Origin of the sequence: Caballeronia sp. LZ034LL (genome assembly GCF_031451215.1) — a bacterium.
Taxonomy (GTDB): domain Bacteria; phylum Pseudomonadota; class Gammaproteobacteria; order Burkholderiales; family Burkholderiaceae; genus Caballeronia.
The window spans coordinates 987,380-1,004,558 of sequence record NZ_JARUXR010000004.1 but is presented as its reverse complement, the minus strand read 5'-3'; the positions used below and the strand labels follow the sequence as shown (position 1 = coordinate 1,004,558).

At 64.7% G+C, this 17,179-nt stretch carries 19 protein-coding genes and 1 riboswitch; of the genes, 10 read left to right on the top strand and 9 right to left on the bottom strand.

What is annotated here, in order from left to right:
* Positions 1-105: 105 nt before the first annotated feature.
* Positions 106-1,116: a LysR family transcriptional regulator gene (locus QCE83_RS32015; RefSeq protein WP_404986001.1), complete on the bottom strand. Its 1,011-nt coding sequence runs from the start codon at positions 1,114-1,116 to the stop codon at positions 106-108.
* A 218-nt stretch (positions 1,117-1,334) separates the two neighbouring features.
* Between QCE83_RS32015 and QCE83_RS32010 the strand changes: the two genes are divergently transcribed.
* From QCE83_RS32010 to QCE83_RS31990, 5 genes are all read left to right on the top strand, one after another.
* Positions 1,335-2,153, top strand: a complete 819-nt coding sequence (locus tag QCE83_RS32010; RefSeq protein WP_309820484.1) for an alpha/beta hydrolase — start codon at positions 1,335-1,337, stop codon at positions 2,151-2,153.
* Positions 2,154-2,246: 93 nt separating this feature from the next.
* Positions 2,247-3,443, top strand: a complete 1,197-nt coding sequence (locus QCE83_RS32005) for an efflux RND transporter periplasmic adaptor subunit (protein ID WP_309820483.1) — start codon at positions 2,247-2,249, stop codon at positions 3,441-3,443.
* Between the two features lie 31 nt (positions 3,444-3,474).
* Complete coding sequence (locus QCE83_RS32000) at positions 3,475-6,675, top strand: efflux RND transporter permease subunit (RefSeq protein ID WP_309820481.1); 3,201 nt, start codon at positions 3,475-3,477, stop codon at positions 6,673-6,675.
* Positions 6,672-8,195, top strand: coding sequence for an efflux transporter outer membrane subunit (locus QCE83_RS31995; protein WP_404985998.1), 1,524 nt, complete (start codon positions 6,672-6,674; stop codon positions 8,193-8,195). The genes QCE83_RS32000 and QCE83_RS31995 overlap by 4 nt, the downstream gene beginning before the upstream one ends.
* Before the next feature lie 164 nt (positions 8,196-8,359).
* Positions 8,360-8,584 (top strand): hypothetical protein, encoded by a 225-nt coding sequence (locus QCE83_RS31990; RefSeq protein WP_309820477.1) that lies wholly within the window; start codon positions 8,360-8,362, stop codon positions 8,582-8,584.
* Between the two features lie 41 nt (positions 8,585-8,625).
* On the opposite strand, the gene ppk2 is transcribed toward QCE83_RS31990, so the two are convergent.
* Entirely contained in the window at positions 8,626-9,528 is a 903-nt protein-coding gene (gene ppk2, locus QCE83_RS31985) for a polyphosphate kinase 2 (protein WP_309820475.1), read from the bottom strand.
* A 286-nt stretch (positions 9,529-9,814) separates the two neighbouring features.
* Between ppk2 and lhpI the strand changes: the two genes are divergently transcribed.
* Positions 9,815-10,765, top strand: a complete 951-nt coding sequence (gene lhpI, locus QCE83_RS31980; protein WP_309820473.1) for a bifunctional Delta(1)-pyrroline-2-carboxylate/Delta(1)-piperideine-2-carboxylate reductase — start codon at positions 9,815-9,817, stop codon at positions 10,763-10,765.
* 92 nt (positions 10,766-10,857) lie between these two features.
* Positions 10,858-11,178: a hypothetical protein gene (locus QCE83_RS31975; protein WP_309820472.1), complete on the top strand. Its 321-nt coding sequence runs from the start codon at positions 10,858-10,860 to the stop codon at positions 11,176-11,178.
* Positions 11,179-11,288: 110 nt separating this feature from the next.
* On the opposite strand, the gene QCE83_RS31970 is transcribed toward QCE83_RS31975, so the two are convergent.
* The 3 genes from QCE83_RS31970 to QCE83_RS31960 all read right to left on the bottom strand — a co-directional run bounded on the left by QCE83_RS31970 (position 11,289) and on the right by QCE83_RS31960 (position 12,660).
* The gene (locus QCE83_RS31970; RefSeq protein ID WP_309820471.1) at positions 11,289-11,603 is read right to left on the bottom strand and encodes an antibiotic biosynthesis monooxygenase; all 315 of its coding nucleotides are present in this window, start codon (positions 11,601-11,603) and stop codon (positions 11,289-11,291) included.
* Positions 11,604-11,650: 47 nt separating this feature from the next.
* Positions 11,651-12,022, bottom strand: coding sequence for a DUF1428 domain-containing protein (locus QCE83_RS31965; protein WP_309820470.1), 372 nt, complete (start codon positions 12,020-12,022; stop codon positions 11,651-11,653).
* Positions 12,023-12,102: 80 nt separating this feature from the next.
* Positions 12,103-12,660: a histidine phosphatase family protein gene (locus QCE83_RS31960; protein WP_309820469.1), complete on the bottom strand. Its 558-nt coding sequence runs from the start codon at positions 12,658-12,660 to the stop codon at positions 12,103-12,105.
* 48 nt (positions 12,661-12,708) lie between these two features.
* Positions 12,709-12,835: riboswitch (cobalamin riboswitch) on the top strand.
* Positions 12,836-12,863: 28 nt separating this feature from the next.
* Here QCE83_RS31960 and QCE83_RS31955 point away from each other — a divergent pair.
* Both QCE83_RS31955 and QCE83_RS31950 read left to right on the top strand, forming a co-directional pair.
* Entirely contained in the window at positions 12,864-13,097 is a 234-nt protein-coding gene (locus QCE83_RS31955; protein ID WP_309820468.1) for a CbtB-domain containing protein, read from the top strand.
* A gap of 9 nt (positions 13,098-13,106) precedes the next feature.
* Positions 13,107-13,910 (top strand): CbtA family protein, encoded by an 804-nt coding sequence (locus QCE83_RS31950; RefSeq protein WP_309820467.1) that lies wholly within the window; start codon positions 13,107-13,109, stop codon positions 13,908-13,910.
* A gap of 68 nt (positions 13,911-13,978) precedes the next feature.
* Here the strand turns inward: QCE83_RS31950 and QCE83_RS31945 are convergent, their stop codons facing one another.
* From QCE83_RS31945 to cobO, 3 genes are read right to left on the bottom strand one after another with little or no spacing between them, the layout of a single operon-like run.
* Positions 13,979-14,212, bottom strand: a complete 234-nt coding sequence (locus QCE83_RS31945; RefSeq protein WP_309820466.1) for a DUF1289 domain-containing protein — start codon at positions 14,210-14,212, stop codon at positions 13,979-13,981.
* Positions 14,209-15,513 carry a cobyrinate a,c-diamide synthase gene (locus QCE83_RS31940; protein WP_309820465.1) on the bottom strand — a complete coding sequence of 435 codons (1,305 nt, stop codon included), beginning with the start codon at positions 15,511-15,513 and terminating at the stop codon, positions 14,209-14,211. Before QCE83_RS31940 ends, QCE83_RS31945 begins: the two co-directional genes overlap by 4 nt.
* 5 nt (positions 15,514-15,518) lie before the next feature.
* On the bottom strand, positions 15,519-16,121 hold the full coding sequence (cobO, locus tag QCE83_RS31935) for a cob(I)yrinic acid a,c-diamide adenosyltransferase (protein WP_309820464.1): 603 nt from the start codon (positions 16,119-16,121) through the stop codon (positions 15,519-15,521).
* A gap of 218 nt (positions 16,122-16,339) precedes the next feature.
* Here cobO and QCE83_RS31930 point away from each other — a divergent pair, with 218 nt between their 5' ends.
* On the top strand, positions 16,340-16,474 hold the full coding sequence (locus tag QCE83_RS31930; RefSeq protein ID WP_309820463.1) for a hypothetical protein: 135 nt from the start codon (positions 16,340-16,342) through the stop codon (positions 16,472-16,474).
* Between the two features lie 162 nt (positions 16,475-16,636).
* Here the strand turns inward: QCE83_RS31930 and QCE83_RS31925 are convergent, their stop codons facing one another.
* Complete coding sequence (locus QCE83_RS31925) at positions 16,637-17,059, bottom strand: cobalamin biosynthesis protein (RefSeq protein ID WP_309820462.1); 423 nt, start codon at positions 17,057-17,059, stop codon at positions 16,637-16,639.
* Positions 17,060-17,179: the final 120 nt, after the last annotated feature.

Genomic DNA, 17,179 nt, shown 5'->3' with positions numbered 1-17,179 from the left:
CCGGGGGCAACTCGGCGGCGGGGGGGGGGGGGGGGGCTGTGGGGGGGGGGGGCGGGGGCCCCCGCTGTCCGGCAGCGGCCCCGCGCCGGTCAGCAAATTGATTAGCTATGCAACCACATCTTCAGTACCGGCGACTTCCGGCGTGCCATGACGCACGACCTTCGGCGATGCGGTGCTCGTCGGCAGGCAGCGGTCTTCCGCATCCTTTTGGCCTTGCAGGAGCGGGCAGCGTTCGAACAACTCGGCCGCCCAGTCGACGAACACACGCACCTTCGGCGACAGATGCCGGTTATGCGGATACACGGCCGAAATCGGCATCGGCAGCGGATTCCATTGCGGCAGCACTTCGATGAGTTCACCTGCGCGCAGATGCGGCAGCGCCATGAAGCGCGGCACCTGGATGATGCCGACGCCCTTCAGGCCGCAACTGAGATATGCCTCGGCATCGTTCACCGCGATCATGCCGCGCATCTTCACTTCGACGGTCTTGTCGTCGACGACGAAGTCCATGTCCATCACGCGGCCCGTGCGGCTCGAGAAATAATTGACGGCGGTGTGGTCCTGCAGATCGTCGATGGTCTCGGGAATGCCGTGCCGTTCGAGATACTGCGGCGCGGCCACGGTCACGCCCTGGAACACGCCGATGCGCCGCGCCACAAGACTCGAATCCTGCAGCGTGCCCACGCGGATCACGCAATCGACGCCTTCCTGAATCAGGTCGACCGGCTTGTCGCCGAATCCCATCATCAGCTCGATGTCCGGGTAACGCGTGTGGAAATCGCATAGCTGCGGCATCACGATAAGACGCCCGATCGCGCCCGGCATGTCCACGCGCAGCTTGCCGTGCGGCCCCTTGCCGTTGTTCGAGAAAGAACCTTCGGCTTCCTCGATGTCCGCGAGGATGCGCACGCAGCGCTCGTAGTACGCCGCGCCGTCGGGCGTGAGATTGAGCCTGCGCGTGGTGCGCTGGAGCAGGCGCACGTTGAGATGCGCTTCGAGGTTCTGGATGATCGTCGTGACCGAAGCGCGCGGCAGATTGAGCGTGTCCGCGGCGCGGGAAAAGCTGTTGGTGTCGACGACTCGAGTGAAGACCTGCATTGCTTGAAGCCGATCCATGTTCTCTCACCTTGAATGCTTTGCGCCGCCAGGAATTAAGCGGACGCCAAAGAAAGACCTGTCGAATAATCGCGAGGGATAACCACGATTGTTCGGGGCGACCGAATTGTGTTGCCGGATTATAGGCATTTATCCAGAAAGGCGCGGCCCCCAGAATTCGCAGCATCGCAACTTATGCGCGCAGGCCTTGCAGCACGGGCCCCGCACTACGAATAACCATGGCAACACTGTTGGATCTGGAGTCGAGCCCCCGGCTGTGCATCGAGGATGTGCGCATCACAGGACACACGCAGCCCATCACCGTGCGCAGTTATCGCCCTGCATCGGATGGGAAGGTCGTGCCCATCGTGCTCTATTTTCACGGCGGCGGTTTCATCGGCGGCACGCTCGAAGACGCGGACATTGCCGCCGCGACGATTGCCCGCGATACGCCCGCATGGGTCGTGTCGGTCGGCTATTCGCTCGCACCCGCGTTCCCGTTTCCGGCCGCGCCCGAAGACGGCTATCGCGCGGCGCAATGGGCAGTGGCGCATGCGCGCGGACAGCGTGCAGACCCGCTGCGTATCGGCATCGCGGGTCATGACGCGGGCGGCAATCTCGCCACGTGCGTGGCTGCCATCGCGCGCGATCGCGGCGATATCCACATGTCCGCGCAAGCCCTGCTGGCGCCGCTGCTCGATCCGAGCCTGACGCGCATGGCCGACGAACGGAAGGTGCTGTGCCCCGATTTCGAAGCCTGCGATTGCGCGCAGTGGTATCGCGCCTATCTGCCGAACCCGTCGCAACGCCTGCATCCGTACGCGGCGCCGCTCGAATCGCGGCGTCTGGGCGGACTGCCGCCCGCGATGATCGCGAGCGCCGAGCACGATCTGCTGCATATCGAGGCGGAAAAATATGCCGGCGAACTGATCGCCGCAGGCGTGCCGACTGAAGTCACGCGTCATGGCAAGACCTCGCACCACGCATTGGCCGCGCACCCGGATGCGCTCGCCGATGTCGTCGCGTTTTTCAGAAAGCGGCTGGCGCGCACCAAGTAAGCGCGGACAACCGGTTCGAACATCAACGCAAGAATCGGCACGCCAGCCCAGCACCACACAACAACAATCTCAACGCAACCGGAGCCTCTCACCATGTTCTTCACTCGCAAACGCATCTACGCCACGCTAGGCGCGGCAGTCATCATCGCCGGCGCGGGCGGCTATACCGCCCTGCACGGCCACGGCGACGCGGCCATGAACGAAGCCAAGGCCGCTGCGCACAGCCCGACGGCCACCGAAGTGGACGTCGCCACCGTGATCGCCCGGACCATCACCGACTGGCAGAGCTACTCGGGCCGGCTGGAAGCGGTGGATCACGTCGATATCCGTCCGCTCGTGCCGGGCACCATCGTCGCCGTGCACTTCAAGGACGGCCAGCTCGTTAAGAAGGGTGATGCACTGTTCACGATCGACCCGCGCCCGTACGAAGCCGAAGTGGACCGCGCGCAGGCGCAGCTCGCGGCGGCGCAGGCGCGCAACGGCTACACCTCGACCGATGCCGCGCGCGCCGAACGGCTGCTCGCCGACAACGCGATCGCCAAGCGCGATTACGACGAGAAGCAGAACGCCGCCCGCGAGGCCGTCGCCAACCTGAAGGCCGCGCAGGCTGCGCTCGAAGCCGCGAAGATCAATCTCGCCTACACGCACATCACGGCGCCGGTGTCGGGCCGCGTGTCGCGCGCGGAGCTCACGGTGGGCAACATCGTGTCGACGGGCGCGAACGCGCCGCTCCTGACGACGCTGGTGTCGGTCTCGCCGATCTACGCTTCCTTCGACGTCGACGAGCAGACCTATCTGCGCTATCTCGGCCGCGATGCGGGTTCGAAGGTGCCGGTGTCGCTGGGTCTCGCGAACGAGGATGGCTATTCGCGCGATGGCGTCGTCGATTCGGTCGACAACCGCCTCGATACCACTTCCGGCACGATCCGCGTGCGCGCGCGCTTCAACAACCCGGACGGCTCGCTGGTGCCGGGGCTGTATGCACGCGTCAAGGTAGGCGGCGGCACGCCGCATCCGGCAGTGCTGGTCGAGGACGAGGCCATCGGCACGGACCAGGACAAGAAGTACGTGATGGTCGTCGACAAGGACAACCGCGTGCAGTACCGCGAAGTCACGCTTGGGCAGACGCATGAAGGCCTGCGCGTCATCAGCAAGGGCTTGCAGCCGGGCGAGCGCATCGTCGTGAACGGCTTGCAGCGCGTGCGTCCGAACGACGTGATCAAGGCCAACAACGTCGCGATGAACAACGACAGCGATGCCCCGGTCGTGAAGACGGCATCCGCGCAGTAATGCGCGTCATCCGCAACAGACAGAACTCGTCATGAATATTTCCAAATTTTTCATCGACCGCCCGATCTTTGCGGGCGTGCTCTCGGTGATCGTGCTGCTGGCGGGCGTGATCGCCATGTTCAAGCTGCCGATCTCCGAGTATCCGGAAGTCGTGCCGCCTTCGGTCGTCGTGCATGCGCAGTATCCCGGCGCGAACCCGAAGGTGATTGCCGAGACCGTGGCTTCGCCGCTGGAAGAGCAGATCAACGGCGTCGAGGACATGCTGTACATGCAGTCGCAGGCAAACAGCGACGGCAACCTCACGACCACGGTCACGTTCAAGCTCGGCACCGATCCCGACAAGAACACGCAGCTGGTGCAGAACCGCGTGAACCAGGCGCTGCCGCGTCTGCCGCAGGACGTGCAGCGGCTCGGCGTGACGACCATCAAGTCCTCGCCGACGCTCACGATGGTGGTCCACCTGAACTCGCCCAACGGCCGTTACGACATGACGTATCTGCGCAACTACGCGCTGATCAACGTGAAGGACCGGCTGGAGCGTATCGCGGGCGTGGGTGAAGTGCAGCTGTGGGGTTCGGGCGATTACTCGATGCGCGTGTGGCTCGATCCGCAGAAGGTGGCGCAGCGCGGCCTCACGGCCACTGACGTCGCAAATGCGATCCGCGAGCAGAACGTGCAGGTCGCGGCCGGCGTGATCGGCGGCTCGCCCACGCTGCCGAACGTGCCGCTGCAACTGAACGTGAATGCACGCGGCCGCCTGCAGAATGAAGCCGAGTTCCGTGACATCGTGCTGAAGACGTCGCCGGACGGCGCCGTCACGCACCTCGGCGATGTCGCGCGTGTCGAGCTGGCTGCATCGGAATACGGTCTGCGCTCGTTGCTCGACAACAAGTCGGCGGTGGCCATCGCAATCAACCAGCAACCGGGCGCGAACTCGCTGCAGATCTCCGACGAAGTCCGCAAGACCATGAAGGAACTTCAGGCCGACATGCCGGCGGGCCTCGAATACCAGATCGTCTATGACCCGACGCAGTTCGTGCGTTCGAGTATCGAAGCGGTGATCCATACGCTTGCGGAAGCCATCGCGCTGGTCGTGCTCGTGGTGATCGTGTTCCTGCAAACCTGGCGCGCGTCGATCATTCCGCTGCTCGCGGTGCCGGTGTCGATCGTCGGGACCTTCTCGCTGCTGCTTGCGTTCGGCTTCTCGATCAACGCGTTGTCGTTGTTCGGGATGGTGCTGGCAATCGGTATCGTCGTCGACGATGCGATCGTGGTGGTCGAGAACGTCGAGCGCAACATCGAGGCGGGTCTGTCAGCGCGAGAGGCCACCTATCAGGCGATGCGCGAGGTGAGCGGACCGATCATCGCGATCGCGCTGACGCTGGTGGCCGTGTTCGTGCCGCTCGCGTTCATGTCCGGTCTCACGGGTCAGTTCTACAAGCAGTTCGCGATGACCATCGCCATCTCCACGGTGATCTCCGCGTTCAATTCGCTGACGCTCTCGCCCGCGCTCGCCGCGTTGCTGCTGAAGGGACACGACGAGCCGAAGGACTGGCTCACGCGCGCCATGGACCGCGTATTCGGCGGCTTCTTCAAGCAGTTCAACAAGGTCTTCCATCGCGGTTCGGAAGCGTATGGCAAGGGCGTGAAGGGCGTGATCGGCCGCAAGTCGATCATGATGCTGCTGTATGCCGTGCTGCTCGCGGGCGCGGTGTTGATGGGCAAGGTCGTGCCGGGCGGCTTCGTGCCCGCGCAGGACAAGGAGTACCTCATCAGCTTCGCGCAACTGCCGAACGGCGCTTCGCTCGACCGCACCGAAGGCGTGATCCGCGAGATGTCGGCTATCGCGCTGAAGCAGCCGGGCGTGGAAAGCGCCGTGGAGTTCCCGGGTCTGTCGGTGAATGGCTTCACCAATTCGTCCAGCGCGGGCATCGTGTTCGTCACGCTGAAGCCCTTCAAGGACCGCGTGCATGACAAGGCGCTGTCGGCCAATGCCATCGCGGGTGCGCTGAACCAGAAGTACGCCGGCATCAAGGACTCGTTCATCGCCGTGTTCCCGCCGCCGCCGGTTCTGGGGCTGGGCACGCTGGGCGGCTTCAAGATGCAGCTGGAGGATCGCGGCGCACTCGGCTATGCAGCGCTCGCCGATGCCACCCAGGCGTTCATCAAGCGCGCTTCGCAGACGCCCGAACTCGGCCCGACGTTCTCGAGCTATCAGATCAACGTGCCGCAACTGAATGTCGATCTGGACCGCGTGAAGGCGAAGCAGCTCGGCGTCTCGGTGACCGATGTGTTCGACACGATGCAGGTCTATCTCGGCTCGTTGTATGTGAACGACTTCAACCGCTTCGGCCGCGTGTATCAGGTGCGCGTGCAGGCGGATGCACCGTTCCGTGCGCATCCCGAGGATATCGGCTTGCTCAAGACGCGCAATGCGATCGGCGACATGGTGCCTTTGTCGTCGCTGGTGAAGGTGTCGCCGACCTACGGGCCGGAAATGGTCGTGCGTTACAACGGCTACACGGCGGCGGACATCAACGGCGGCCCGGCTCCGGGTTATTCGTCGGGGCAGGCGCAGGCGGCGGCGGAACGCATCGCGGCGGAAGTGCTGCCGCGTGGGATCAAGTTCGAATGGACCGATCTCACGTATCAGCAGATCCTCGCGGGCAACGCAGCACTGTGGGTGTTCCCGATCAGCGTGCTGCTGGTGTTCCTGGTGCTGGCTGCGCTGTATGAAAGCCTGACGCTGCCGCTCGCGGTGATCCTGATCGTGCCGATGAGTATCTTGTCCGCGCTGCTCGGCGTATGGCTCACCGATGGCGACAACAACATCTTCACGCAGATCGGCTTGATGGTGCTGGTGGGGCTGTCGGCGAAGAACGCGATCCTGATCGTGGAGTTCGCACGCGAACTGGAGATGCAGGGACGCTCCATCGTGCAGGCCGCGATCGAGGCGAGCCGGCTGCGTCTGCGCCCGATCCTGATGACGTCCATCGCGTTCATCATGGGTGTGGTGCCGCTCGTGCTGTCGTCGGGCGCGGGTTCGGAGATGCGTCACGCGATGGGTGTGGCGGTGTTCTTCGGCATGCTCGGCGTCACGCTGTTCGGTCTGATGCTGACGCCCGTGTTCTACGTGATCCTGCGCAAGCTGTCGCGCACCGAACACGTGACGGACAAGCATGGCTCGCATCCGCAGATGCGCGGTATCGGTGCTTCGCCTGAAGCGCAATGAGGTCGATGATGAACAAGTTGCATATGAAACGATGGTTGGGTGTGCCGGGCCTGATGGCGGCGCTGCTGGTGGTCGCGGGTTGCTCGCTCGCGCCCACTTATGAAAAGCCGGATGTCGGCGCGCCGTCCGCCTACAAGGAAACGCCGCAAAAGACGCTGGATGCATCGGAAGCGGGCACCTGGAAGACCGCGCAGCCCTCGGAAGAGATGCTGCGCGGCGAATGGTGGACGATCTTCGACGACGCTTCGCTCAACGATCTGGAAAAGCAGGCGCAGGACGCGAACCAGAACTTGAAGGCGGCAGCGGCGCGCGTGAAGGAAGCGCGCGCGATCAACCAGACGGCGCGCGCGGGGCTGTTCCCGACGCTCGATGCGGGCTTCGGCCCGACGCGCGAGAAGTTCTCGCCCGCGTCGCAGTTCCTGCCGGCGAATGCCAATGTGCCCGCGCAGACCTTGTGGCGTGCGCAGGCGAGCGCGTCGTATGAAGTGGATCTGTTCGGGCGCGTGTCGAACTCGGTGCAGGCGGCCAACGCGGACACCGCGCAGAGCGAGGCCTTGTTCCGCTCGGTGCAGCTGGCGCTGCAAGCGGATGTCGCGCAGAACTACTTCAACCTGCGCGAGCTGGACGCCGAAACCGATGTCTTCACGCGCACCGTGCAGTTGCGCGAACAGGCGCTGAAGCTGGTGCAACGGCGCTTCACCGAAGGCGACATCAGCGAGCTGGACGTTGCACGCGCGAAGTCGGAACTGGCCACTGCCCGTTCGGACGCGATGACCGTGCAGCGTCTGCGCGCGGCCTCCGAGCACAGCCTTGCGGTGCTGCTCGGCAAGACGCCCTCGGAGTTCTCGATGGCCGCCAATCCGCTGAAGCCGGTCACGATTCGCGTGCCGCCGGGCCTGCCTTCGGCGCTGCTCGAACGCCGTCCCGACATCGCCGCGGCAGAGCGTGCGATGGCCGCGGCCAATGCGCGCATTGGCGTGGCGAAGGCGGCGTTCTTCCCGTCGCTGACGCTGACGGGCTCGGGCGGTTTCGAATCGGCGACGCTCGGCGATCTCTTCAACTGGTCGAGCCGCACGTTCCTGCTCGGGCCGTTCGCGGGCACGGCGCTGAACCTGCCGATCTTCGATGGTGGCCGCCGCAAGGGCAATCTCGCGAACGCGCGGGCGGTGTATGAAGAGGATGTCGCGAGCTATCGGCAGCAGGTGCTCGTGGCGTTCCGCGAAGTGGAAGACAACCTGTCCGACCTGCGCATTCTCGAAGACCAGACCGCGACGCAGGACGATGCGGTGAAGTACTCGGTGCGCGCCGCGCAGCTGTCGCGCACGCAGTACACCGAGGGCGCGGTGAACTATCTCGATGTCATCGACGCCGAACGCACGGTGCTGCAAACGCAGCGGTCATCGGTGCAGTTGCAGGGCTTGCAGGCGGTATCGACGGTGAATCTGATCCGCGCACTGGGCGGTGGCTGGGGCGATGCGAAGCCCACGCCGGTGCCCGACGCGAGTCTCGCGCAGAAGTAACGTGAACATGGCCCTGCCTCGCGCAGGGCCATGTGCATTGGAACAAGCGCTGATACGCATCCAATGCGGATTGTTCGCTTCACGGAACATATGTCTTCACCTGCGGAGCGTTTATCCGCGAGGCCCCAGTCCATAAAATACGAAAATGGGATAAGGAGCCGAAGATGAAAGACTTGATAGCCAAACAACTGTATCAGCCGGCGGTGGTGCTGCCACTGCTGCTGTTGATGCGCCTGATGGTCACGCTCGACTTCAACCTCGCGCAGGTCATGTTCGTCGTGATGCTCAAGGGTTCGCAACAGGCGTATCAGTTCGCGCTGCGCCATGCATTCACGCGCCGGCGCGATGTCGAAAGTGTGAAGCACGTTCCTTGCAGCAACTGCTGCTGAACCGGTCCGCGCTTCGTCACACTCGATTCAATAAACTTGCTTCAATAAACCTCAGGAACGTACAGCTCATCCGGCACGGGCTGCCGGAGATAGTCAGGATTGAACACGCGGTCGGGCAGTTCGATCGGCGAATGCTCCACGTCGTGATAGGGCACCTGGTTCAGCAGATGTTGGATGCAGTTCAGGCGCGCGCGCTTCTTGTCCACCGCATGCACGACCCACCACGGCGCTTCCGCAATGTGCGTACGCGCCAGCATCACTTCCTTCGCCGCCGTGTACGCTTCCCAGCGGCGGCGGCTTTCCAGATCCATCGGGCTCAGCTTCCATTGCTTGAGCGGATCATCGATACGGGCCTGGAAGCGCACTTCCTGTTCGTCATCGGTGATCGAGAACCAGTACTTGATGATCTGGATCCCGCTGCGCACCAGCATCTTCTCGAACTCGGGCACCGAGCGGAAGAATTCCTCATACTCTTCATCGGTGCAGAAGTTCATCACGCGCTCGACGCCCGCACGGTTGTACCAGCTGCGGTCGAACAGCACGATCTCGCCGGCCGCCGGCAAGTGCGACACATAGCGCTGGAAGTACCACTGCGTGCGCTCGCGATTGTTCGGCGCGGGCAGGGCGGCGACGCGACAGACCCGCGGATTGAGACGCTGCGTAATGCGCTTGATCGCGCCGCCCTTGCCGGCGGCATCGCGGCCTTCGAACAGTACGACGAGACGATGACCTGTATGCACGACCCAGTCCTGCAGCTTCACGAGCTCGCCTTGCAGGCGGAACAGTTCGCGGAAATAGGTCTTGCGCAGCGCGCGCTCTTCATCCGAGAAGGTCGATTCACCGTCCAGAAAGCGGTCGTCGATTTCCATCTCGAACTCTTCGTCGTAACTGTCGATGAGGTCCGCGTGGAAACGGCGCTGCTTGTCCGTCGTGTCGATGCTCATGGTGGGCTCCGTGATTGTGTGCTGGGCTGTCGTGGTGCAACGCGCGAGCTGCGCGGGACGAGGGCGCGGGTCCGCCGAGTATGACCGTCGCCGGTGGCAGGCATGTGACAACGGCGCTCACGCCTGACTCGTCGTCCGGGGGATTCATTGTGACAGGCGTGCGCCGCGCCGGTTAAGTGGCTTTATGACGCGGTCGCGCCGTCGTTGTGCGCGCCGTTAGAATAATCCCGCGCTTCAATGGCATGCCGATGGCATGTCCACCTTCTTCCAGCCAGACGAGAACACGATGACCCCAACGCCTCGCGCCCTCCAGAGTTTCGACGACGTGCAGACCGCCCGTCTCGTGCCGTACGACCGTCTCGTGGACACGCTCGCTGCGACCATGCTCGACTACGCGGCGGGGCGCATCGTGAGCCCCGAGCGCATGGTCGTGCCGATCGAGGGCGGCGTGATGCTGTCGATGCCCGCCAGCGCCGCCGATCTCGCGATGCACAAGCTCGTCAACGTGTGCGCGGGCAACGGCGCGCTCGGCCTGCCGACGATCCACGGTCAGGTCACCGCCTACGATGCCGCCACCGGCGTGCCGCACTTCATGCTCGACGGCCCCACCGTGACCGGGCGGCGCACGGCTGCGGTCTCGATGCTGGCGATCCGCGCGCTGCACGGCGCCGCGCCACGCGAGGTGCTGGTGATCGGCACGGGCAGGCAGGCGGCGTTTCATGTCGAGGCGCTGGCGGCTGTTTATCCGGAAGCGCGCATCGTCGTGCAGGGTTCGCGTGCCGGGCGGGCGCGTGCGTTCTGCGACACGCACGCCGCGCCGGGCCGCTACCTCGCGCCGCTGGAGACGGCGGAGATTCCGGCATCGATCGATGTCGTGATCGCCGCGACCACCAGCAAGACGCCGGTCTACACGGCGCCCGCGCGCGCCGGACGGCTGGTGATCGGCGTGGGCGCGTTCACCGCCGATGCCGCCGAGATCGCCGCCGATATCGTGCACGGCAGCGCGCTCTATGTGGACGATCTGGCCGGCGCCCGTCACGAAGCCGGCGATTTCATCCTGGCGGGCGTGGAATGGGGCGCGGTGCGGGCGCTCGCCGAGGCGCTCGCGGCCCCGGCGGCAAAGAACGATGCCGCCCGGCCGGTCATGTTCAAGTCGGTCGGCTGCGCGGCTTGGGACCTGGCGGCGTGCCGTGTGGCGCGGGTGATTTTGTCGGAAGAAACCGCGGGCGGGCGCTGAGCGACGCCGCTTGGAACGGTCCTTGCTGTCGTTTGGCTTAATGACGAGGCGCGCAACAGCGTGTCCCTGCAATTCAGCCAGCGAACACACTCATGAAGAGTCGATACGACAGCAAGTGGCACCCCTGGATCCCCGCCCACGAGGACGGCCATGAAAGCGGCGGCGCAGCAAGCGCAAACCGCCCGCCACGCCCCACACCCAACGCCGCGCCGCCCGCGGCCTACTTCATCTCGGTGCTTGAACTGGCGACCGGCGAGAAGCTCGGCAACGACGAGCGTCTGCGCGCCGTGGCCATGCTCGAATCGCAGTTCGGCGCGGGCCGTCCGCGCACGCTGAAGGAGGCGGTGCGCATTTGCGCCGCGGCCATCGATTCGTCGACGCTGCAGCGGATGGCGCGCGGCGCGAAGGCCTGACAGGAGCCTGTCGGCGACGCGCGTTTTTTCACACGTGTGTAAAACGCGCGTGCTCCAGGTGCGAACGGACGGCTGAATGGACCGGTCGTTCGCCGGGCCTCACTTGACGCTCACTTGACCGTCTGGATCACTTCGAAGCCTTCGAACTCCGGGTGGCCGAGATAAAGCTGGCGGGTTTCCCCGCCCGCATTGCGGTGCGCGGCGCGGAAGGCATCGGAGCGCGTCCAGTCGTCGAAGGACTCACGGTTCGCCCAGATCGTGTGGCTCGAGTAGAGCACGTGGTCGTCCTTCGTCGGTCCCTTCAGCAGATGAAACTCGACGAAGCCCGGCACGTCCTTGAGATAGGTGTCGCGGCTGGTCCAGAGGCGTTCAAAGTCGGCTTCGGCGCCGGGCACGATCTTGAAGCGGTTCATGGCGATATACATGTCGATGCAGTTCCTTTGCGGCAAGCGCGGTCATACAACAAAAAAACTCAGTCGCGTCCAAGTTCGACGATGGCATTGAAGCCGCCGAAGAACATCCGTTGCGCATCGAAGGGCGGCTCGCCGGTTTCCATCATGGCCTTGAGACGCGGGTCTTCCATCACCTTCGCATTGACGCGGTCGCGTTCCTCGCGCGACGCATAGACGATATACGAGAACACCACGGTCTCGCCTTCCTTCATCTGCACGCTCTGCGGGAAGGACGTGAGCTTGCCGGGTTTCACGTCGTCGGCGACAGCTTCCACGAAGTGCAGCGCGCCGTGCTCCATCCAGATCTTGCCGGCCGCCTCGGCCATGGCGCGATAGGCTTCGATCTTGTCGGCCGGCACGGGTACGACGAATCCATCCACGTAATGCGCCATGTGTGTCTCCTCAGCGGTTTGAGAGCAGGCTCGCGCAATGGCTGCGCTGCATGCTTGGAGCGTGCTGCACGCGCTGAAGTTCAGGCCGGCGGGGGCAGGCTCACCGTCCAGTCCTGTGCGCCTGGACTGCGGTTCAGGACGGTGACGGAGCACGGCGCGAAGTTCATCGCATAGATGGAGGTCAGCGGCTTGCGCAGCGCATGGGCCACGGCCACCTTCACGACGATGGCATGCGTCACCACGATGCAGCGCTCGCCACGCATCTCGCGTTCGACCCGCGCGAGACCTTTGATCACGCGAGCGGCCAGCAGCGCGATGCTCTCTCCACCGTGCGGACGCGCCTGCGGGTCGGTCAGCCATGCGCTCAGTTGCGCGGCTTCGCCGTCGGCGAGTTCGCGAATGGAACGTCCGCGCCAGCTGCCATAGTCGATGTCGTCGAAGGCGGCGTCGATGTCGACATCAGGCGCGATGCAGGCCGCCATCTCGCGCGCCGCGCGGGCCGGGCTGGAGATCACGCGCGCGGTGTCATCGGCGGGCAAGGGCGCGTGCGGCGTGTCATCGGCGGGTTCGTCGCCGGCAGGAAAGCGGCCGGTTTTCATCGCGCGCGTGGCGGGGTGACAGAGGAGAACGAGTTCCAAGGCAATCGGCGGTTCAGAGGTTATCGTTTTACTTTGCGGGCAATCGTCATAGAATGGCAAGCCTGCAGTGCGAGGAAGCCGGTGCAAACCCGGCACGGTCGCGCCACTGTAAGCGGTCCGTCAGCGCCATGCGGCGCGCCGCGAGTCAGACCCTGCTGCATGCTCTTCATCAATCGGGACGCGCCTATCCCTGGAGAAACACCATGAATGCTTCCAACGCGCCGGGCTTTGCCGCACCGGTTTCCCCTTCCTTCGACGCCCCCGTGCCGCTGCCGGTGCGCGAAGTCCTGCCCTGGGCCGTGTTCATCGGCCTGATCCTGCTGATCGCGATTTATTTTGTCGGCGCCGAACAAGGCGCGACGTCGATCTTCTCGGGCATGTACATCCACGAATTCGTTCACGACGGCCGGCATCTGCTCGGCTTTCCCTGCCACTGAGGGCGCAGCATGATTCGCACCCTGCTGATACGCGGCATGCTCGCGGGACTGGTCGCGGGCCTCATCGGCTTCGGCTTCGCGCGTGGCTTCGGCGAGCCTTCGGTGGCGCAGGCCATCGCCTTCGAAGAGCAGCATGAGCATGCGGAGGCCGCGCCTGCACACGAACACGAGCACGGTCATGAAGCCGCCAATGCCTCCGCGAACGCGGACCAGAGCCACGATCACGGCGATGAAGAACTGGTCTCGCGCGGCACCCAGGCGGGCCTCGGCTTGTTGACGGGCGTCGTCGTGTTCGGCACTGCGCTCGGCGGGATCTTCTCGCTCGTCTTCGCGTTTGCGTATGGCCGGCTCGGCGCGTTGCATGCGCGGGGCACGTCAGCGCTGCTGGCCTTGTTCGGCTTCGTGAGCGTGGCCATCGTGCCGTTCCTCAAGTACCCGCCCAATCCGCCCGCCGTGGGCAATGCGGCGACGATAGGACCGCGCACCGCGCTGTTCTTCACGATGGTGGCGATTTCGATTGCGGCCATGGTGTGGGCCGTGCGCTGGCAGCGGCGCCTGACGGCACGGCAAGGCGCGTGGAACGCAACGCTCGTCGCCGCGCTCGCTTACGTGGTCGTGATCGTGATTGCGCAGGTTGTGCTGCCGCACGTCGATGAAGTGCCGGAAGGCTTCTCGGCGTCCTTGCTGTGGAACTTCCGCGTAACCGCCATCGGCATCCAGGCGCTGATCTGGACGACGCTCGGGCTGTTGTTCGGCGCGCTGGCCGCGCGTGAACTCGAACGGCCGCCGGTGCGGAGAATGGCTGCGGCCTGAATCGTCAAACCGGCTGTGCTGACATGACAAAGCCCGCGTCCCGTGAGGAGCGCGGGCTTTGTTGCGTATCAGCGCTGTGCTGCGCGACGGGCCAGCAGTTCATCGAATAACGCGCGCTTCGCATCATCGTCGAGCGAACGGAAGGTCTTGATCTCCTGACGGCTTCTGAAACAGCCGAGGCACAGGCCGGTATCGGCGTCTAGCTTGCAGACGTTCGTACAGGGCGAGCCGACCGGTTCCTGCGTCATGGCGCGCTCGATGGTGAAGGCCAGGTCCAGCGGTGCTTGAGTGTCTTGCGTCATCGTGAGAGCGAGGCGCCGCGAAACAGCGCGGCAGTTGCGGCCGGGTTCGACGGCCAGTAAGCGTGCATGTAGGTGGCCGTCACCGGTCCATGCCGATAGAGCGCTTCACCCTCGGCGCCCGTGGACGCGTGTGCGGCCTTGAGCACGGGTTGCAGCGAGGTGTCGAGCGTCGAGTAGTGGAACGTGTGGCCCGTCATCGCGCCGTGCGCGGTGTCGATGCGCTGCATCGCGAGGCGCGACAGCTTGCGCTGCATGAAGGCCGCGCCGGGCAGGATGCCGAGCATCGCGTGCTGCGTGCCGTCGAGGATCGTGAGCGACTCGACGAGATACAGCATGCCTCCGCATTCCGCGACGACCGGCTTCGCATGCCCGACATGCGCTTCGATCGACGCACGCGTGCGCCGGTTGCCGGCCAGCGCGGCGGCGTGCAGTTCCGGATAGCCGCCGGGCAGATAGAGCGCATCGGCAGCGGCGGGCACGGGTTCGTCGGCGAGCGGAGAGAAGCGCTCGATGCTCGCGCCCATCGCGGTCAGCAGGTCCAGATTCGCCGGATAGATGAACGAGAACGCGGCGTCGTGCGCGACGGCGATGCGCACGCCTTCGAGCAGGCGCGGCGGTTCGGGCAGGGTCGCGTCGTCGAACTGCACGGGCGGCGGCAGATCGCGCAGCGAGGTCTGTGCGATGGCGTCGGCGGCGCGGTCGAGGCGTGCGTCGAGTCCCGCGACTTCAGCGGGCTGCGTGAGACCGAGGTGCCGTTCGGGCAGCGCGATATCGTCGGCATTGGACAGATGCCCGAAGTAAAGCAGCCCTGCGGGAATGGTCTCCGACAACATCTGCGCATGGCGCGGCGACGCCACGCGGTTGGCGAGCACACCGTAGAACGGCACGTCCTCGCGATAGCGCGCGAGTCCGAATGCAATGGCGCCGAAGGTCTGCGCCATGCCGTGTGCGCCGATCACCGCGAGCACCGGCACCTTGAATGCGGCGGCGAGATCGGCGCTGCTCGGCGTGCCGTCGAACAGGCCCATCACGCCTTCGATCAGGATCAGATCGGCCTCGCGCGCCGCTTGGGCAAGGAGCGCGCGGCATGCGTCGGGGCCCACCATCGACAGATGCAATGAATACACGGGCGCCCCGCACGCGCGTTCGAGGATCATCGGATCGAGAAAATCCGGGCCGGTCTTGAAGACCCGCACCTTCAGCCCGCGACGCGCGTGATGGCGCGCCAGCGCGGCAGTGACCGTGGTCTTGCCCTGGTGCGATGCGCTCGCGCCGATGAAGAGGGCGGGACAGTGCGGCATCGGGTTCAGAACTCCACGCCGCGTTGCGCCTTCACGCCCTGCTCGCGATACGGATGCTTGACGATCCGCATCTCGGTGACGAGATCGGCCAGTTCGACAAGGGCATCCGGTGCGTGGCGTCCCGTCACGACGACATGCAGCATCGCGGGACGCGCCTTCAGCACGTCGAGCACTTCTTCGAGCGGCAGGTAGTCGTACTTGAGCACGGTGTTGAGTTCGTCGAGCACGACCATCTGGTATTCACCACTCTCGATCATGCGGCGCGCCTCGTTCCAGCCGCGCCGTGCGGTGGCGATGTCGGCCTCGCGGTCCTGCGTGTTCCAGGTGTAGCCGTCGCCCATCGTGACGAAATCGCAGTTCGCGATGGCGCCGAGGAAATCGCGCTCCGACGTATGCAGCGCGCCCTTGATGAACTGCACGACGCCGAGTTTCATGCCATGTCCGAGCACGCGCACCGCCATGCCGAACGCAGCGGTGGTCTTGCCCTTGCCGTTACCGGTGTTCACGATCAGCAGGCCTTTCTCGTGATCCGCTGCGGCCTGCTTTTTCTCGTGGCCTTCCTTGCGCCGCTGGGTCATGCGCAGATGCGCTTCGGTATCGGTTTTCACGTGATCTCCGGGAGGGTCGGGGGGCTGCCAGTCAAGGCGCGAACCGGCCGTATCGTACCGCAGGCGGCCCTCCGAGTCGCGGGTTTCCCTGCTCATGCCGGGCTAATTCACGGCGGTCATCATTCATTGCGCAACAACGAAACGGCATCACGAGGAATCACGAAACATGGTTCAGCGCCCTTCGCTTGCTGCATCGGTGAACCATTAGGGAGAGATCCATGGACAGCCTGCTTGTCGTGATCGTCGTCGGTATGGCTTCGCTCGTGTTCTACGGGGTGCTGCTCGGCTGGATCTGGTCGCTGCGGCCGCCGCGGGAAAGCGAGGTCGATCCTTCCATGAAGGATCAGCGGTGACTGTTATTGGAGATTGGAGCAAGACGATGGATGCGTTTTACCTTTATCTGGAACTCGTGGCACTGACCATACTGATCTGGCTTTGTTACGACAAACTGAAGCCCGTGGTCGCCAAGCCGCTGGCACGCAAGGAAGCCATGGCGGGCGGGGGCGATCGCGCCATCAAGCGCCGCTTCCGAATGCTCCGCGCGCCGCTGCGATCGCGACGGTTACGCCGGAATCGATCGTCTTCGGCACGATGAGCGTGGCCGAATTGCCCGCCAGCAGCGCACAAGGCTCGCAGACGCCGTCCACGTTCAGATGTTTGCGCGCGTGATGCGAGCGCGCCGTGTGCGGCGCCTGCGCGATCTCCGCGCCGCTGAAGAAGTGCAACGGCAGATGGTGACGTGTGCAGAAGGCAAGCAGACCGGCTTCGGCGCGCTTGGTGTCGATGGTGGCGATAACGGCGATATCGCCGAATGCATGCGGGCCGAGTGCGGCTTGCACCGCGCGTTCGATTGCATCGGCGCTCGTGCCGCGCCTGCAGCCGATGCCTACGGCAAGCTTCAAGGGAAGCGGCGGGGCGCGATCGATGGCGGAGTTCATCGCGAGGCGGGTGGATTGTCGAGGGAAGAGGGGGATTTTAACGTGCAGTGCATGAACGTTTCCTGGAACGCGGCGCCCTTCAAGTTTCCTCTTCCACACAGGCGACCGTACCAAAACCCC

Bases quoted from the DNA above. Each gene is read 5' to 3' on its own strand.
- QCE83_RS32015 (WP_404986001.1), bottom strand. From the start codon at position 1,116: ATGGATCGGCTTCAAGCAATGCAGGTCTTCACTCGAGTCGTCGACACC.
- QCE83_RS32010 (WP_309820484.1), top strand. From the start codon at position 1,335: ATGGCAACACTGTTGGATCTGGAGTCGAGCCCCCGGCTGTGCATCGAG.
- QCE83_RS32005 (WP_309820483.1), top strand. From the start codon at position 2,247: ATGTTCTTCACTCGCAAACGCATCTACGCCACGCTAGGCGCGGCAGTC.
- QCE83_RS32000 (WP_309820481.1), top strand. From the start codon at position 3,475: ATGAATATTTCCAAATTTTTCATCGACCGCCCGATCTTTGCGGGCGTG.
- QCE83_RS31995 (WP_404985998.1), top strand. From the start codon at position 6,672: ATGAGGTCGATGATGAACAAGTTGCATATGAAACGATGGTTGGGTGTG.
- QCE83_RS31990 (WP_309820477.1), top strand. From the start codon at position 8,360: ATGAAAGACTTGATAGCCAAACAACTGTATCAGCCGGCGGTGGTGCTG.
- ppk2 (WP_309820475.1), bottom strand. From the start codon at position 9,528: ATGAGCATCGACACGACGGACAAGCAGCGCCGTTTCCACGCGGACCTC.
- lhpI (WP_309820473.1), top strand. From the start codon at position 9,815: ATGACCCCAACGCCTCGCGCCCTCCAGAGTTTCGACGACGTGCAGACC.
- QCE83_RS31975 (WP_309820472.1), top strand. From the start codon at position 10,858: ATGAAGAGTCGATACGACAGCAAGTGGCACCCCTGGATCCCCGCCCAC.
- QCE83_RS31970 (WP_309820471.1), bottom strand. From the start codon at position 11,603: ATGTATATCGCCATGAACCGCTTCAAGATCGTGCCCGGCGCCGAAGCC.
- QCE83_RS31965 (WP_309820470.1), bottom strand. From the start codon at position 12,022: ATGGCGCATTACGTGGATGGATTCGTCGTACCCGTGCCGGCCGACAAG.
- QCE83_RS31955 (WP_309820468.1), top strand. From the start codon at position 12,864: ATGAATGCTTCCAACGCGCCGGGCTTTGCCGCACCGGTTTCCCCTTCC.
- QCE83_RS31950 (WP_309820467.1), top strand. From the start codon at position 13,107: ATGATTCGCACCCTGCTGATACGCGGCATGCTCGCGGGACTGGTCGCG.
- QCE83_RS31945 (WP_309820466.1), bottom strand. From the start codon at position 14,212: ATGACGCAAGACACTCAAGCACCGCTGGACCTGGCCTTCACCATCGAG.
- QCE83_RS31940 (WP_309820465.1), bottom strand. From the start codon at position 15,513: ATGCCGCACTGTCCCGCCCTCTTCATCGGCGCGAGCGCATCGCACCAG.
- QCE83_RS31930 (WP_309820463.1), top strand. From the start codon at position 16,340: ATGGACAGCCTGCTTGTCGTGATCGTCGTCGGTATGGCTTCGCTCGTG.
- QCE83_RS31925 (WP_309820462.1), bottom strand. From the start codon at position 17,059: ATGAACTCCGCCATCGATCGCGCCCCGCCGCTTCCCTTGAAGCTTGCC.